Raw genomic sequence first — 16770 nt, 5'->3', positions numbered from 1 at the left:
ATACTACAAAGCGAAAAACATGCAGACTCGCGTATTGACCGGCATCACCACCACCGGCACCCCCCATCTGGGCAATTACGTCGGCGCGATCCGTCCGGCGGTGGCGGCGAGCCGCCGCGCCGAGGTGGATGCGTTCTACTTCATGGCCGACTACCACGCGCTGATCAAGAGCGACGATCCGGCGCGCATCGAGCGTTCGCGCCTGGAGATCGCAGCCACCTGGCTGGCAGCCGGCCTCGATCCGCAACGCGTCACGTTCTATCGCCAGTCCGATATTCCGGAGATTCCGGAGCTGACCTGGTTCCTCACCTGCGTCACCGCCAAGGGCCTTCTCAATCGCGCGCATGCCTACAAGGCCGCGGTGGACAAGAACACCGAAGTGGGCGAGGACGCCGATGCCGGCGTCACCGCCGGTCTCTATATGTATCCGGTGCTGATGGCCGCCGACATCCTGGCCTTCAATGCCAACAAGGTGCCGGTGGGACGCGACCAGATCCAGCACATCGAAATGGCGCGCGACATCGCGCAGCGTTTCAACCACATCTATGGCCGCGAATTCTTCGTGTTGCCGGAAGTGGTGATCGAGGAACAGGTGGCCACCTTGCCGGGTTTGGACGGCCGCAAAATGTCCAAGAGCTACGACAACACCATTCCGCTGTTCTCCGGCGGACAGAAGCATTTGCGCGATTCGATCATGCGCATCGTCACCGACTCGCGCGCGCCAGGTGAACCGAAGGAGCCGGAAAGCTCGTCGCTGTTCACCATCTTCCGCGCCTTCGCCACCGATGCGGAATCCAGCGCATTCCGCCAGGCGCTGATCGATGGCATTGGCTGGGGCGAGGCCAAGCAGGTGTTGTTCGAGCGTATCGAAGCCGATGTAGCGCCGATGCGCGAAAGCTATGACGCACTGATCGCGCGTCCGGCGCAGATCGAAGAGATCCTGCACGAAGGCGCACGGAAGGCTCGCGCCATCGCCGCGCCAAAAATCGCCGAGCTGCGCGACGCCATCGGCCTGCGTTCGGGCGTTTCCACCGTTGTTTCGGCAGCGGTCGCGAAGACCGAGTCGAAGGCGGGCAAATTGCCGCGCTTCGCCAGTTTCCGCGACGCCGATGGTAGCTTCCGTTTCCGCCTGTTCTCCGCGGACGGCGAGGAGTTGCTGCTGTCGAAATCGTTTGCCGATCCCAAGGCCGCTGGCATGTACCAGAAGCGACTCAAGGGCCCAGGTGCCATGGCGGCCGTGCTGCAAGTGCAGCCGAACGCACTGATGCTGGAGCTGGATGGCGAATATGTAGCGACCACGCCCGAGTACCGCGACGAACAGGCTCGCGATGAAGCCCTCGTGCGCTTGCGCGAGGCACTGGATCAGCTCGCCGCGCAGGAGTAACTGCGCGGTGGGTACTTAGGAGTGCCCGACGATGCGTTACCTCGCCATCCTGCTACTTGCTCCATGGCTGTTGATTCTCGGTTGGGCGTATTGGGCCTTTCCGAAGAGCTTGCCGCGCACCGGCGCACGAAAGTTTTTCGATCTTGTCGCCTTGCTGCTGGCCGCGCTTGCTGCGGTGCAGTCTGCCGTGATCGGTTTTGAGGCGGCCACCGTTCCCGCCGTAGGGCAGTTCGGTCCGTCCAGTGGCGCGATCTGGCAACAGGTATTGCCGGCGCTGTATGGGTATGGTGCCTGTGTAGCGGTGTTGTTGATCGCGATGCTGTTGCGCCAGGCAATTTGGCGCGCCCGTTGAGTATCCATGCGTCATCGATCAGTCGGCACGGCTGATATTGATGGTGCCGCTCTGAGGACTAGACATCATGGCTGCCGCAAGCTGGTCGTGATGCCACTTGATCCAAACCGTTCAATCCCAGCGATTGAGGTGGGGGCCAAAGGCTTCGCGCTGTTTCTGCACAACGCAGAATCGGTGTCCGCTCGGCGCTTCCATCACCCACCAGCGCCCATGTGCGAATTCCACGCGCTTCGCACCCAGTGCTTCGAGCCGCTTCGCCTCCGCTTCGAGATCATCGGTTTCGATATCCAGGTGCACGCGGCTGTCGTGATTCACCCGCTGCAACAGAATGATCGGTTCATCCGCTAGCGTGGCCAGCTCGGCGTATTTTCCATCGCCGTCCTGGTCATAGCTGACGACGGGTTTACCAAGCGCATGGCTCCAGAAATCAGTGGCCTGCTTGAGGTCGTCGGTATGGCAATCGAGAACCAAAGTGCTCAGTCGGCTGTGATGCATGGCGGTCTCCGGCGGATAAGCGAGTGGCTGCAGGGTAGGGCCTGTGAAGTGGAGATGACGTCATTCGCGTGCGCTTGGCTTACCTGTGGTGCATTACTCATTTTGGAGTATCCGGCAGATGGGTGCGCTCAGTGATCTGCAATGGCGTGCGTATCGGCTCCCGGCCACCTGCTTCGGCGTTGATGGTGGCCGGGTATGTCTGATGCACTGCGGTGGTACGTATGCGATAGAAGTCCCCACGCCTTCGCAAGGTCAAGTGAGTCGATGGCAACGCTCGATAAGAGTGATTGGCGGTGAATATTCCCTTTTACTTTCGGAATACTCCCATGGCTCAGTCTGTTTTGCCTTCATACGATGTGTCGCACTCAAGCATGCGTTCGCCGTTTTGCATGCATCCCTTCATGAGTGCTTCGTGTCGCCACGGCTGAAGGAACATGGCGACCAACCTGTGGCGCGCAGGGTCAATTGAGCCTGTGGATATCCCATCAGTCCGTTGAGTGAGCCGCTCTTCCGCATGCCGTGCGGGCGCGTGATCGGTCCACTCAACGGGCATCTAGAGAGCATCGGCATGAACACCATCTATCGTATTGTGTGGAACACCGCTATCAGCCAATGGACAGTGGCTTCCGAAATGGCCAAGGGCCGCAAGAAGGCGACTCACATCGTTTCGACACTATGTGCGCCGGCATTCGCGTTGCTGGTCGGCGGCGCTGCGCTGATGCCTTCGGCAGTGGCGGCTACCGATGTTGCGGCAACGGCCAGCTGCACCAAGCCCGACCCCTCTGATCCGAATATCTGCCTGGGCAACAAGGCCTATTCGGTATTCGCTACTCCGCCGAGTTATGAGGCGGGCGGTGGTGTGGCTACTGGCGAACCGGGGAATATCGCGATTGGTGCCGGTGCGGTCTCGTCGGCCGCACTCAGCTCGAACACGTTCTCATCTGTGGCCATCGGCCAGAGGGCTGCCGCAAGCGGCAATGCCTCCGTTGCCTATGGCGTTGATACAATCGCCTCCGGCTCGGGCGCCGTCGCCGTGGGCGGTGCTGCGAAAGCGACTGGTCGCAATAGCATCGCCGTTGGCCCGCGTGCCAATGCCGCCGGTCAGGATGCGATGTCGCTGGGCGTCGACTCCATCGCGAACGGAGGCAACGCTGTGGCGCTGGGTTCCGCCAGCAGCATCGCCGCCACGGTTTCCAATGGCACAGCCGTTGGTTACGGCGCCAGCGTCACTGCGAACAATAGCGTTGCCTTGGGAACGCGTTCGGTGGCGGATCGCACAGATAGCGTGGCAGTAGGCGCGCTCGGCGCGGAGCGTCAGATCATTCATGTCAAAGCAGGCACCGCCAATGCGGATGCAGTGAACGTCGGTCAGATCCGCTCGGTGGTCGATAGCCTGGGTGGCACGTTCGATCCGCTCACCGGTGCGATCACCGGCCCAACCTTCACGGTGCAGGGAACTCCGGAAACCACAGTGGCTGGCGCTGTGTCGGCGCTCGATACTGCAGTGACCAACAACGCAACCAACATCACCAACCTGACCAACAATCTCAATAACGGAACGGTGGGCCTTGTGCAGCAAAGCGCTGACGGCGCGGACATCACCGTGGCCGCGGGGAAGAACGGCGCGGCAGTGAGTTTTGCCGATTCTGTCGGTAGTGCGCGTACGCTCAAAAGCGTGGCCGCTGGTACGCTCGAGGCGACCAGTACCGAGGCGGTGAACGGTTCGCAGTTGTTCACCACCAACCAGAATGTGACCAGCAATACCAACGCCATCACCGCACTGGATGGTCGAGTGACGGCCAATACAAACAATATCAGTGCGTTGCAGGGTCAGATTGGTGACGTCAGTGCTAGCGGCGTGCAGTACGACGATGCCACCACCAAGACTCAGGTGACACTGGGAGGCACCGGCGCCTCCACGGAAGTGACGTTGACCAATGTCGCCGGTGGCGCACTCAACGCGACCAGTACTGATGCGGTGAACGGCTCGCAGTTGTTCAACACCAATCAGAACGTGCAAGCGCTTGATGGGCGCATGACGGCGGCGGAGGGCGACATTACTAACATCAAGTCGGTGATCGACGATCTGCAGGCAGGTGGCACCACCAACGGTATTGCCTATGATGATGCCAGTCGCAATGTGGTGACATTCGGTGGCCCGGCCGGCACATTGCTAACCAATATTGCCGACGGCCGCATCGGCGCTGGGAGCAAGGATGCCGTCAATGGCGGCCAGTTGTCGGATATCCGGGATCAGCTGCAGAATCAGATCGGTGATTTGAGTGGTCGCGTCGACGGCATCGAGAGCGGTATCGCCGATGGGTCCATTGGTGGTGGCGGCAGTGGTGGTGGCCCGATCACAGACAACGGCGGTGCTCCCATCAGCAATGTTGGCGCAGGCACGGCCGATTCGGATGCGGCGACTGTGGGTCAGATGAACACACAGGTGAATGAGGCCATCCAGACGGCCAAGACCTACACGGACTCACAGTTCAATTCGATCAGTCAGTCACTGGATACGTTCAAGGGCGAGGTCAATGATCGCTTCGAGCGTCAGGACGCCAAGATCAGCAAGATTGGAGCAATGAGTGCGGCCAACACGCAGATGGCGATCAATGCGGCTGGTGTCACCGGCGGCAGGGGCCGTGTGGCCGTGGGCGTAGGCCTGCAGAGCAACAAGAGCGCGTTGGCGGTGGGTTATGCCAATACGCTGGGAGAACGCACGCGCTTCAGCTTGGGCGGTGCTTTCAGCGGCTCAGAGGCTTCCGTCGGTGCCGGTTTTGGTGTGGATTTGTAAGTGCTCCCCACTCCGGCTTGCACCCAGGAGCGGGAATACCGGAAACAAAAAAGGCGCCCAAGGGCGCCTTTTTTGTTTCCGGTATTCGCTAACTCAGTTCGGCAAACCCAGATCATCCAGCAGTGCCTTGAGGAATCGCGCCGCCTCACCACCCGTAGCTGCGCGGTGGTCGAAGGTCAGCGAGATCGGCATGCGGCGATGCACTTCGATACCGCCCATCACGGCGACCACGTCGTGGCACAGCTTGCCGGCGCCGATGATGGCGACGGTCGGCGGCACCACCACCGGCGTGGCGTAGCGGCCGGCGAACATGCCGAAGTTGGACAGGCTGATGGTGTAGCCCGACAGCTCCGAGGCCGGAATCGAGCGGTCTTCCACCTGCGAACGCAGACGCTTGATCGCCGCACGCACGCCGGCGCCGTCGAGCACGTCGGCATTGCGCAGTGCCGGCACGAACAGGCCGTCTTCGGTGTCCACGGCGATGCCGATGTCCACGTGCGGATGCAGAGTGCGGGTGAGGTTCTTGCCGTCGAACCACGCATTGAGCGCGGGCACCGCCTTGCAGGCGGCCACGATGGCGCGGATCAGACGAGCGGTGATGTCCTGCTTGCCGATCCAGGCGTGCAGATCAGCGTCATCCACCAGGGTGGTCGGCACCACGTTGGCGTGGGCTTCGGCCATCACGCGCGCCATGTTGCGGCGAACGCCCTTGAGCTGCTCCGGCTGGCCACTGGCCTGCACGCTCGGCGGCGCGGTGCGCACCGGCTTGCCGGCGAGCGAGACGGGAGTGCGAGCCGGCTCGGGCTGCGGCAGTTCGGGCGCGAGGTGGCGACCGGCGGAAGCAGGAACCGCGCGTGCCGGAGCCGCGCCGAGTGCGGCCGAACCATTGGCGGCGGCGTTCTTGACGTCCTGCATGGTCACCACGCCATCGGCGCCGCTCGGGCGCACGCGGGCGAGGTCGACCTTGAGCTTCTTGGCCAGTGCGCGCACGGCCGGCACGGCCTTCACGCCGCCGATGCTGGCGGCCTGTTCGACATGCACGTGGCTGCCGCTGACCATCGCACCAACCACGGTGCCTTCGTCTTCGCGATCAGCCTTGGCTTCGACTTCGCCGCCTTCGTCGGAAGCGACCACCTTGTTGGCGTTGTCGGGAGCAGGGCTGCCGACACTCTTCTTCGGGCCGTGGTGATGGCCGGTAGCTTCGGCTTCGGCGCGCTGCTTGGCGTTCGGATCGGGTTCGAAGTCGGCCAGCGCGGAGCCGGTCTCGATGATGTCGCCGGGCGCGCCGTAGAGCTTCTTCACCGTGCCGGTGTACGGCGACGGCACATCGACCACCGCCTTGGCGGTTTCCATCGAGCACAGCGGTGCGTCGAGCTTGATGTAGTCGCCTTCTTTCACGTGCCACTCGACGATGGTGGCGTCGGGCAGGCCTTCGCCGAGGTCGGGCAGGTGGAATGTCTTGATATCGGCCATGAGTCGGTTTCCGGTAATCAGGCTGGAGTGTTCGGTTCTTTGGCATCATCCCGGCGTAGGCCGGGATCCAGTAGTGCAGTGGTCGGTTACTGCGACAGAGTTCGCGTGCTTCGCACTGCGTATTTCACTGGATTCCGGCTTTCGCCGGAATGACGTTCCGTAGGTTGTGTGTTTACGAAGCTGCAAGGGTGCGCTTGGCGGCGTCCACGACGCGCTCGACGCTCGGCAGGTATTTCATTTCCAGGCGGAACAGCGGGATGTGCGTGTCGAAGCCGGTGACGCGCTCGACCGGAGCGAGCAGGTCGTACATGCACTCCTCGGCCAGGCGGGCGGCGATTTCGGCGCCGAAGCCGGCGGTCTTGGGGGCTTCGTGCACGATCACGCAGCGGCCGGTCTTCTGCACCGACTCGGCGATGGTGTCGAAATCGAGCGGAGTCAGCGTGGCAACGTCGATCACTTCGGCGCTGATGCCCTGGGTGGCCAGTTCGTCGGCGGCCTCGAGGCATTCCTTCACCTGTGCGCCCCAGGTCACCAGGGTCACGTCGGTGCCGTCGCGCAGCACGAAGCACACGTCCAGCGGCAAGGCCTCGCCGTCATCCGGCACTTCTTCCTTGTACTGGCGGTAGATGCGCTTGGGCTCGAAGAACATCACCGGATCCGGATCGCGGATGGCGGCGAGCAGCAGGCCGTAAGCACGCGCCGGCGACGACGGCATCACCACGCGCAGGCCCGGGATGTTGGTGAACAGATGCTCGTTCGCTTCCGAATGATGCTCCGGCGCGCGAATGCCGCCGCCCCACGGTGCGCGGAACACGGCCGGCACGGTGATGCGGCCGCGGGTGCGGTTGCGCAGGCGCGCGGCATGGCAGGCGATCTGCTCCATCATCGGATAGATGAAGCCTTCGAACTGCGCTTCGGCGACCGGCTTCATGCCCTGCGCGGCCATGCCCACGGTGACGCCGGCGATGGTGGTTTCGTCCAGCGGCGTGTCGAGCACGCGCAGCTCGCCGAACTTTTCCTGCAGGCCCTGGGTGGCGCGGAACACGCCGCCGTTGACGCCCACGTCCTCGCCCAGCACCACGACGCTGTCGTCGTGCTTCATTTCATACGCGAGCGCCTGGGTGACGGCTTCGATAAGAGTGATTTGTGCCATGGCTCAGTGACCCTTGGTTTCGAGCGAGAGGACGTAATCGCGCTGCTTGGCGAGATCGGCGGGGACTTCGGCGAAGGTGTAGTCGAACATCGCCGATACCGGCTGCGTCTTGGTTTCGAGGTAAGCGTTCACCTCGTTGTCCATCCACTCGTCGCACTCGGCCTTCCAGGCCTCTTCCTTCGCGTCGTCCCACACGCCCTTGGCAACGAGCCAATTGCGCAGGCGCTTCATCGGCTCGCGAGCCCAGGCGTCCTTCACTTCCTGCTCGCCGCGGTAGCGGCGGGCGTCGTCGGCGGTGGTGTGGTCGGCGAGGCGATAGGTCACCGCCTCGATCACGCTGCCGCCCTTGCCGGTGCGGGCGCGCTCGAGCGCGTCTTCCATCGCCTTGCGCACGGCGATGATGTCGTTGCCGTCCACCTGGATCGAGAACAGGCCGGCGGCGATGCCCTTCTGTGCGAGCGTGGGCGCGCCGGACTGGATCTTGCGCGGCACCGAGATGGCCCACTGGTTGTTGACGATCACCGCCACCATCGGCAGGTTCTGCGCGCCGGCGATGTTGATGGCGCCGTAGAAGTCGCCCTTGGACGAACCACCGTCGCCGATGGTGCACACGGCCACGCGCGGCTCGTTGCGGATCTTGAACGCCAGCGCGGAGCCGGCGGCATGCAGGCACTGCGTAGCGATCGGCACCGACCAGGCGAAGTCGTGGCGCGCCGGCTCTTTTTGGTAGTCGTTGCCGCGCTCGTCGCCGCCCCAGTACATGTACACCTCGCGCGGCTGCACGCCGCGATACAGCTGCGCGCCGTATTCGCGATAGCTCGGGGCCAGCACGTCTTCCGGCTTCATCGCGCTGCCGATGCCGACGTGTGCGGCCTCGTGGCCAAGACAGCTGGCGTAGGTGCCGAGCTTGCCGGTGCGCTGCAAGGCGACCGACTTGGCGTCGAACACGCGGGTGGACAACATGAGCTTGTACAGCTCGACCATGTGCGGCAGATCGTTGGCGAAGGCAGGCAGGTCGTCACGGACCTGTTTGCCCTCGGCATCGAGGTACTGCAGATATTCGATTTCGAACTTGGCGGCGATAGACACGACTCGCTCCCGGAGTGAGTGAGGGATGGGTATTGGGATAGCGGGAAGGCGGCGACCCATCCAGTGAGGTCAAGCGCGCGCAAAAGTCCCTGACAAGACCGCATTTGATAACAGGGGGGGATGTTGCGCTGCAAGGTACGCTGCAGCATGCGGAAGGGTACGGGACGGGCGTTAAACGCAGGTAACATGGGCTTTTCCCCGCTCCAACGGACCCCCATGATGGACAATCGGCGCGACCTCGAGGCCGGCATCGAGCTGGATCTGAACGGACGACTGACCTACGGTGGCTACCTGCGCCTGGACGTGCTGCTCTCCGCCCAGCAGCCGCTGAGCCAGCCGCCGCACCACGACGAGATGCTGTTCATCGTGCAGCACCATGTGGCGGAGCTCTGGATGAAGCTGATCATCCACGAGCTGAAGGCGGCCATCGACCATCTCCGGCAGGATGATCTCGACCCCTGCCTGAAGATCCTCGCCCGGGTAAAACAGGTGCAGCGCCAGCTGTTCGAGCAGTGGGGCGTGCTGGAGACGCTGACGCCGTCGGAGTACCTGGAATTCCGCGACATCCTGGGGCCTTCCTCCGGCTTCCAGTCCTTGCAGTACCGGCAGATCGAGTTCCTGCTGGGCAACAAGAACGCGCAGATGCTGGCGGTGTTCGCGCACGATCCAGCGGCGCAGGAAGCACTGCGCGCCGTGCTGGAAGCGCCGAGCCTGTACGACGAATTCCTGCGCTACCTGGCGCGCCGCGGCCATGCCGTGCCGGCCGAACTGCTCGAGCGCGACTGGAGCCAGCCCTACCAGCGCAACGAGGCGCTGCTGCCGGTACTCAAGCGCATCTACGAAAACCGTGCGGAGTTCTGGCCCGAATACCACATGTGTGAGCAGCTGGTGGATGTGGAGGGGAGTTTCCAGCTATGGCGTTTCCGCCATATGAAGACGGTGGAGCGGATCATCGGCCATCGCCGCGGCACCGGCGGTTCGTCGGGCGTATCGTTCCTGAAGAAGGCGCTGGAGCTGGAATTTTTCCCTGAACTCCTGGACGTGCGGACGGTGCTGGGCAGTTGAGCGCCTTCGTAAGATGCTGCGCCGCATTTGACGGGCATGGCCGCTGCCGGTTACATGTCGGCCGTTTGAATCCATGATCCGCACGCGACGTGCCGATCGGCACCCAGTCAGTACACAAGGGGAACGCATGACCGACACCACCACGACCACCGCGCCCGCGGTGCCGGAATTCCGGCAGACGATGGGCCACCCGCGTCCTCTGTGGATGCTGTTCATGACCGAGTTCTGGGAGCGCTTTGCGTTCTACGGTATTCGCTGGGCACTGGTGCTCTACATCGTCGCCCAGTTCTACCAGGGCAGCGGCACCGGCGAGCAGCCGGCCAACCAGCTCTACGGCGCCTACCTGGCGTTGGTCTATGCGGCGGCGATCTTCGGCGGCTATGTCGCCGACCGGGTGATTGGCTATCAGCGCTCCATCCTGCTGGGCGCAGCGATCATGGCGGGCGGTCTCTTCTTGATCGCAGTGCCGAACCCGGAGGTGTTCAAGCTGGGTCTGGCGACAGTGATCGCCGGCAACGGCCTGTTCAAGCCCAATATCTCGACCATGGTCGGCAAGCTCTACAAAGTAGGCGACGAGCGCCGCGATTCGGGCTTCACCATTTTCTACATGGGCATCAACCTCGGCGCGATGATCTCGCCGATCCTGACGGGCTGGCTGTCGGACAAGGTATTCGGCGTCGATGGCATGCCGGCGTACAAGGTGGTGTTCATCACCTCCGGTATCGGCATGCTGCTGAGCCTGGTGTGGTTCTGGTTCGGCCGCCGCCAGCTCAGCGGTATCGGCCGTCCGCCGGTTGGCGGCGAGCATCGCGGCCGTGTGCTGCTCACGCTGGTCGGCGCGCTGGTGGCGATCCCGGCGATCTACTTCCTGCTGACCATCGATGCGCACACCCTCAACTGGTGGGTGCTGACGCCGATGTTCGTGGTCCTGTGCGGCTTGATCATCGCCGAGGGTGTGCGCGAGGGCGCGGTGCAGCGCGACCGTGCGCTGGCGATGCTGCTGATCTTTGTGTTCAACGTGCTGTTCTGGATGTTCTTCGAGCAGGCGGGCAGTTCGTTCAACTTCCTCGCCGAGAAGATCGTCAACCGCGAGTTTGGTGGCTGGACCTTCCCGGTGGCCTGGTTCCAGTCGGTCAACTCGCTGGCGATCATCGTCGTCGCGCCAGTGCTGGCCTGGCTTTGGATCAAGATGGGGCGGGCCAACCCGTCCATTCCGCGCAAGTTCGGCCTGGGCCTGATCTTCAACGGCCTGGCCTTCGCGCTGCTGATGTTTGCCCTGTCCAGCCTGGTCAACGAGCTCGGCAAGATCCCCTTCTGGACCTTGTTCATGGTCTACGTGATCCAGTCGGTCGGCGAGCTGTGCCTGTCGCCGATCGGCCTGTCGATGGTGACCAAGCTGGCGCCGGTGCGCCTGGTCGGCTTCGGCATGGGCGGCTGGTTCCTCTCCACCGGCATAGGCAACAACCTGTCCGGCATCTTCGCGGGCCTCATCAGCGGCAAGGGTGGCATGACCGTGACCTCGGCGCTGTCGGGCTATACCTTCGGCTTCTGGCTGCTGCTGGGCGGCGGTGTGCTGCTGTTCCTGATCGCGCCGCTCATCAGCAAGTTGATGCACGGCGTGAAGTAAGCGGGAAACGAGAAGTCAGGAGTGAGAAACGAGCGGTCGACTTCGACACTCGTTTCTCACTCCGCTTCGCTCACTTCTGTCGGACCGGCTGCAGCTTGTCCAGAATCCGCGTCAGCCACGCGCGCTCTTCGTGATCCAGCTTCGCCAGCACTTCGCGCTCGCGGGCCCGCGCCATCGGCGCCACTTCATCGTGAACCTGCCAGCCGGCTTCGCTCAGGCTGAGCACCGAGCGGCGCTTGTCGCCGTCGTGGGTACCGCGGTTCACGCGTCCCGCTTCCACCAGCCGGGCCAGTGCGCGGCTTACCGCCACCTTGTCCATCGCCGTGCGTTCGGCCACCTCGCGGGCCGATAAGCCATCGAAACGGGCCAGCACCGCCATCACGCGCCATTCGGTCACACTCAGGTCGTAGCGTTGCTGGTAGTCGTCGGCAATGGCCTGGCTGACCGTGTTGGAAAGGATCGACAGCCGGTAGGGCAGGAAGTGTTCCAGCTCGATGGGTGCGTGGTCGGGCTTGTGGTCGGCAGACACTGCTGCGTCGCTCCTTGCAAATGGTTTCATATGTAACTATAACGCTGGGCTTATCCGGCTGGTCGCACCCTTGAGGGTATGACCGGCATCGTGCATCGACCTCAGGAGACTCCCATGAGCGCGCAGCCCAATCTTGGCATGCAGGTGACCACTTTCGAGAACCCGATGGGTATCGATGGCTTCGAATTTGTCGAATTCGCCGCACCAGCGGGCCGCAGCGGAGAGCTCCATGCCCTGTTTCAGCGCATGGGTTTCACTGCGGTGCTCAAGCACAACAGCCGCCCGATCACGGTCTACCGCCAGGGCGGGGTGAACTTCCTGGTCAATGAAGACCCGGATTCCTTCGCCGCCGACTTCGCCGCCAAGCACGGTCCCTGCGCCGCCGGTTTCGCCATCCGCTTCAAGAAGCCGGCTGCCGACGTTCTCAAGACCGTGCTCGGCAACGGCGGCGAAGCGGTGACCGGCAAGGAAGCCACCAAGGCCGTGAACGCGCCGGTGGTGAAGGGTATCGGCGACTGCATGCTCTATCTGGTCGACCGCTACGGCGACAAGGGCAGCATCTATGACGGCGACTACGCGCCGATCCCGGGTGCCGACCGGCATCCGGCCGGATTCGGCCTGACCTTCATCGACCACCTCACGCACAACCTCTACTTCGGCAACATGCAGAAGTGGTCGGACTACTACGAGCGGCTGTTCAACTTCCGCGAGATCCGCTACTTCGACATCAAGGGCGCCAAGACCGGCCTGGTGTCCAAAGCCATGACCGCGCCGGACGGCATCGTGCGCATTCCGCTCAACGAGTCGAGCGACCCGAAGAGCCAGATCAACGAATACCTCGACGCCTATCACGGCGAGGGCATCCAGCACATCGCCTGCTTCACCGACAATATTTACGACACGGTGGAAGCGATGCGCGCGAAGGGTGTGGATTTCCTCGACACGCCGGATTCGTACTTCGAAGTGATCGACCTGCGTATTCCGAACAACGGCGAAGACGTGCCGCGCCTGGCCAAGAACAAGATCCTGATCGACGCCGACCCGGAGACCAAGCAGCGCAAACTGCTGCAGATTTTCACCCAGAACAACATCGGCCCGATCTTCTTCGAGATCATCCAGCGCAAGGGCAACGAGGGCTTTGGCGAAGGCAACTTCCAGGCGCTGTTCGAGTCGATCGAGCGCGACCAGATGAAGCGCGGCGTGCTTTGAGCGATAAGGGGCGGCCGTTCGTTGCGAACGGCCGCCTTTCAAGTCCGGTCAGTGTGGGAGGCCGCCGCTCTTCATCATTGCGGCGAGCATGGCGCCAAAGAAGATGAAGTACAGCACCATCAGCACAATGCCGACCAGGTACAGCACGCCCTGGATCACGAAGTAGGTTCTCAGCTTGGCCAGCGCGTCCTTCAGGGCATTGGCGTCGCCGCTGGCCTGGGCCCGCTCGATGGAGCCGGCGGACTGCATCACCAGCACGCCGATCCAGATCGGCAGCCAGGCGATGAGGATGCCGACGATGGTAATGGCGGTGAGGGCGCCCTGGACGATGAACATGATGCCCACGAACTTCATCCAGCCGCTGCCCATGGCGAGCGGTTGGCTGAGTTCGCGGACAGACTGGTTGGCGCCGGCCTGGCCGAGCGAGGCGAATTGATCGGACATGTTTTCCCCTATGCAATCGTTGCAGTAATTGGATGTGGCCTCAGTCCTTGAGCGAGGCGGGGCCAAGAGTAATAGGATCGCGTGTCGCCGTGTGCGATGCCGCCAACCCGGCAGATCGTGGAGCTTCCATGTCAGCAAGCAAACAGCAGTACCAATCCGGTTTCGGCAACGAGTTCGCCAGCGAGGCGATTCCCGGCGTGCTGCCGGCGGGGCAGAACTCGCCGCAGCGGGTAGCTCATGGCTTGTATGCAGAACAACTGTCCGGTACGGCGTTCACCGCACCGCGCCATAGCAACCGGCGCAGCTGGCTGTATCGCATCCGCCCGGCCGCCGTGCACAAGCCGTTCGAGCCGAAGGCGCACGCGCATTTCCACAACCGCTTCGATGAAGCGCCGGCCACGCCGAACCAGTTGCGCTGGGATCCGTGGCCGCTGCCGTCGCAGCCCACCGACTTTGTCGATGGCCTGGTCACGCTGGCGGGCAATGGCGGCGCGGGCGAGCAGGCGGGTTGCGGCATACATATCTATGCGGCCAACCGCTCCATGCAGGGACGCTTCTTCTATGACGCGGACGGCGAGCTGCTGATCGTGCCGCAGCAAGGCCGTCTGAAGCTGGCGACCGAGTTCGGCGTGCTGGAGGTGAAGCCTCTGGAAATCGCGGTGATTCCGCGCGGCGTGCGTTTCCGCGTCGAGTTGCTCGACGGCGAGGCGCGCGGCTACGTGTGCGAGAACTTCGGCGCGCTACTGCGCCTGTCTGATCTCGGTCCGGTCGGCGCCAACTCGATGGCGCTGCCGCGCGATTTCCTCACGCCGCATGCGGCGTACGAAGACGTCGAAGGCGACTTCGTGCTGATCGCCAAATTCCAGGGCGCGCTGTGGACGGCGAAGATCGATCACTCGCCGCTGGACGTCGTCGCCTGGCACGGCAACTACGCGCCTTACAAGTACGACCTCACGCTGTACAACACGGTGGGTTCGATCAGCGTCGACCATCCCGATCCCTCGATCTTCACCGTGCTGACGTCGCCCAGCGATACGCCGGGCACGGCCAATGTGGACTTCGTGATCTTCCCGCCGCGCTGGCTGGTGGCCGAGCACACCTTCCGCCCGCCGTATTTCCATCGCAACGTGGCGAGCGAGTTCATGGGGCTGATCGAGGGCGCCTACGATGCAAAGGCCGGCGGTTTCGTGCCGGGTGGCGCGAGCCTGCACAACTGCATGAGCGGCCACGGCCCGGACGCGGCGAGTTTCGAGAAGGCGACCAACGCCACGGTGGACAAGCCGGATCACCTCACCGGCACCATGGCCTTCATGTTCGAGACGCGCAAGGTGATCCGCCCGACCCGGCAGGCGCTGGAAGCGCCGCAGCTGCAAGGCAACTACTATGAATGCTGGCAGGGGATTCAGAAGCACTTTCACAAGGAGTGACTCGCATGAAACCTGATCGCATCGTTGTCGCGGGGCTGCTCGTGTCGTTGCTGGCGGCTTGCAGCAATGGCGGGTCCGACACGCAGGCTCCGCCGCCGGTGTCCGCTGCCACGACGGCGAGCGCCGCATCGCCAGCAGCGCCCGCCGCCGATGCACTGGCCATGGCCAGCTTCGCCGGCTATGGCGACATGCGTTTCGGCATGGACGAGGCGGCATTCCGCAAAGCCTGGGGCGGCGAGTTGAAAGGCCAGCCGCCTGCCGCGGGATCGAGCTGCACCTATCTCTATCCGAAGTGGGTGAAGACCCCGGCCGAGATCGGTTTCATGCTCGAGAGCGGCCATTTTGTGCGCTACGACGTGACCACCGCCAGGGAAACCGCGCCGGGCGGCGGCAAGATAGGCATGGACAAGGCGCGGCTGCTGGCGCTGTATGGCGGCAAGGCGCAGGAGCAGCCCGATAAATATGTACCCGGCGCGAGCACGTTGCGCGTCGAGGGTAATGATCACGGTGTCGTGCTGTTCGAGCTCGGCGCCGATGGCAAGGTAACCAAGTGGCGGGTGGGTGTTCCCCCGCAGGTCGATTACGTCGAAGGCTGCGGCTGAGCGCAGCACACGGAGCAGATAGATGAAGCTGGGCAGTCTTAAGGAAGGCGGTCGCGACGGTACCCTGATCGTGGTCAGCCGCGATCTGCAGCACGCCGTGAAGGCAACGGGTATCGCAGCGACCATGCAGGCCGCGCTCGACGATTGGTCCAACGTTGCGCCGCGCCTCAACGCGCTCTACGACGAACTCAATGCCGGCAAGGCGAGTGGCGCGTTCGCGCTCGACATGACCGCGCTCGCCTCGCCGCTGCCGCGTGCTTACGAATTCGTCGACGGCAGCGCCTATCTGCCGCATGTGGAACGCGTGCGTCGCGCGCGCGGCGCGGAAGTGCCGGAGTCGTTCTACGTCGATCCGCTGATGTACCAGGCGACCAGCGCCGGCTTCCTTGGTCCGCGCGATCCGGTGGTGGTCCCGAGCGAAGACTACGGCATCGACCTTGAAGCCGAAGTGGTGGTGGTCACCGACGATGTGCCGATGGCGGCGACCCCCGCGCAGGCTTCCACACATATTCAATTGGTGGGTCTGGTCAACGACGTCTCGCTGCGCGGATTGATTCCGGGCGAACTCGCCAAGGGTTTCGGCTTCCTGCAATCGAAGCCGCGTTCCGCGCTGTCGCCGGTGCTGGTGACGCCGGACGAACTCGGCGATGCATGGCAGGACGACAAGCTGCATCTGCCGATGCGCACCTGGATCAACGGCCAGTGGTTCGGCGAAGCCGAATGCGGCGTCGACATGCAGTTCAATTTTGCGCAGCTCGTTGCGCATGCTGCCAAGACGCGTCCGCTCACCGCGGGCACCATCGTCGGTTCGGGCACCATCGCGAACGAAGACACCAGCAAGGGTGCTTCTTGTCTCGCCGAGCAACGCACGGTGGAAACGTTGCGCGATGGCAAGCCGAGCACGCCGTTTCTCAAGTACGGTGATACCGTGCGCATCGACATCACCGATGCACGCAACGTGTCGATCTTCGGTGCGATCGAGCAGGAAATTGAGTCATTGCGCCGGTAAACCTGTGCGTCATCACGATGTGAATCGTTTTTTTACGCCGCGTCGCAAACCTGTACGCAATCCCTAACGCGGGCTGTACGGCGACGCGGTTAAGACAAATCGAGATGGAAATCTC

The 16770-nt window shown here is 63.2% G+C and carries 15 protein-coding genes; 9 read left to right on the top strand and 6 right to left on the bottom strand.

Annotation, left to right across the window (positions count from 1 at the left end; translation table 11 throughout):
• The first annotated feature begins 19 nt into the window (after positions 1-19).
• A complete protein-coding gene (locus ISS97_RS14750; protein ID WP_379985662.1) occupies positions 20-1384 on the top strand; it encodes a tryptophan--tRNA ligase in 1365 nt (454 codons plus the stop codon).
• 31 nt (positions 1385-1415) lie between these two features.
• Entirely contained in the window at positions 1416-1736 is a 321-nt protein-coding gene (locus ISS97_RS14745; protein WP_379985663.1) for a hypothetical protein, read from the top strand.
• A 111-nt stretch (positions 1737-1847) separates the two neighbouring features.
• Here ISS97_RS14745 and ISS97_RS14740 read toward each other — a convergent pair whose 3' ends face one another.
• Positions 1848-2231 (bottom strand): VOC family protein, encoded by a 384-nt coding sequence (locus ISS97_RS14740; RefSeq protein WP_379985664.1) that lies wholly within the window; start codon positions 2229-2231, stop codon positions 1848-1850.
• 568 nt (positions 2232-2799) lie between these two features.
• On the opposite strand from ISS97_RS14740, the gene ISS97_RS14735 reads away from it, so the two are divergent.
• Positions 2800-5028, top strand: coding sequence for an ESPR-type extended signal peptide-containing protein (locus tag ISS97_RS14735; protein ID WP_379985665.1), 2229 nt, complete (start codon positions 2800-2802; stop codon positions 5026-5028).
• A 93-nt stretch (positions 5029-5121) separates the two neighbouring features.
• Here the strand turns inward: ISS97_RS14735 and ISS97_RS14730 are convergent, their stop codons facing one another.
• The 3 genes from ISS97_RS14730 to pdhA form a co-directional block, all read right to left on the bottom strand.
• Positions 5122-6501: a dihydrolipoamide acetyltransferase family protein gene (locus ISS97_RS14730; RefSeq protein WP_379985666.1), complete on the bottom strand. Its 1380-nt coding sequence runs from the start codon at positions 6499-6501 to the stop codon at positions 5122-5124.
• A gap of 172 nt (positions 6502-6673) precedes the next feature.
• Positions 6674-7654 carry an alpha-ketoacid dehydrogenase subunit beta gene (locus ISS97_RS14725; protein ID WP_379985667.1) on the bottom strand — a complete coding sequence of 327 codons (981 nt, stop codon included), beginning with the start codon at positions 7652-7654 and terminating at the stop codon, positions 6674-6676.
• A gap of 3 nt (positions 7655-7657) precedes the next feature.
• Positions 7658-8743, bottom strand: a complete 1086-nt coding sequence (gene pdhA / locus ISS97_RS14720; protein ID WP_379985668.1) for a pyruvate dehydrogenase (acetyl-transferring) E1 component subunit alpha — start codon at positions 8741-8743, stop codon at positions 7658-7660.
• A gap of 216 nt (positions 8744-8959) precedes the next feature.
• Here pdhA and ISS97_RS14715 point away from each other — a divergent pair, with 216 nt between their 5' ends.
• A complete protein-coding gene (locus tag ISS97_RS14715) occupies positions 8960-9808 on the top strand; it encodes a tryptophan 2,3-dioxygenase (protein ID WP_379985669.1) in 849 nt (282 codons plus the stop codon).
• 127 nt (positions 9809-9935) lie between these two features.
• Positions 9936-11435 carry a peptide MFS transporter gene (locus ISS97_RS14710; RefSeq protein ID WP_379985670.1) on the top strand — a complete coding sequence of 500 codons (1500 nt, stop codon included), beginning with the start codon at positions 9936-9938 and terminating at the stop codon, positions 11433-11435.
• A gap of 70 nt (positions 11436-11505) precedes the next feature.
• On the opposite strand, the gene ISS97_RS14705 is transcribed toward ISS97_RS14710, so the two are convergent.
• Entirely contained in the window at positions 11506-11994 is a 489-nt protein-coding gene (locus ISS97_RS14705; RefSeq protein WP_379985671.1) for a MarR family winged helix-turn-helix transcriptional regulator, read from the bottom strand.
• Positions 11995-12078: 84 nt separating this feature from the next.
• Between ISS97_RS14705 and hppD the strand changes: the two genes are divergently transcribed.
• Positions 12079-13173 (top strand): 4-hydroxyphenylpyruvate dioxygenase, encoded by a 1095-nt coding sequence (gene hppD / locus ISS97_RS14700; protein WP_379985672.1) that lies wholly within the window; start codon positions 12079-12081, stop codon positions 13171-13173.
• 48 nt (positions 13174-13221) lie between these two features.
• Here the strand turns inward: hppD and ISS97_RS14695 are convergent, their stop codons facing one another.
• Entirely contained in the window at positions 13222-13617 is a 396-nt protein-coding gene (locus ISS97_RS14695) for a DUF5362 domain-containing protein (RefSeq protein ID WP_379985673.1), read from the bottom strand.
• Between the two features lie 128 nt (positions 13618-13745).
• Between ISS97_RS14695 and hmgA the strand changes: the two genes are divergently transcribed.
• From hmgA to ISS97_RS14680, 3 genes are read left to right on the top strand one after another with little or no spacing between them, the layout of a single operon-like run.
• A complete protein-coding gene (gene hmgA, locus ISS97_RS14690; protein ID WP_379985674.1) occupies positions 13746-15044 on the top strand; it encodes a homogentisate 1,2-dioxygenase in 1299 nt (432 codons plus the stop codon).
• Positions 15045-15049: 5 nt separating this feature from the next.
• Positions 15050-15646 (top strand): lectin, encoded by a 597-nt coding sequence (locus ISS97_RS14685; RefSeq protein WP_379985675.1) that lies wholly within the window; start codon positions 15050-15052, stop codon positions 15644-15646.
• A gap of 22 nt (positions 15647-15668) precedes the next feature.
• Positions 15669-16655, top strand: a complete 987-nt coding sequence (locus ISS97_RS14680) for a fumarylacetoacetate hydrolase family protein (RefSeq protein ID WP_379985676.1) — start codon at positions 15669-15671, stop codon at positions 16653-16655.
• Positions 16656-16770: the final 115 nt, after the last annotated feature.

The organism is Dyella koreensis, from assembly GCF_044904565.1.
GTDB classification, from domain to species: domain Bacteria; phylum Pseudomonadota; class Gammaproteobacteria; order Xanthomonadales; family Rhodanobacteraceae; genus Dyella_D; species Dyella_D koreensis.
This window is presented reverse-complemented; position numbering and strand designations above follow the sequence as displayed.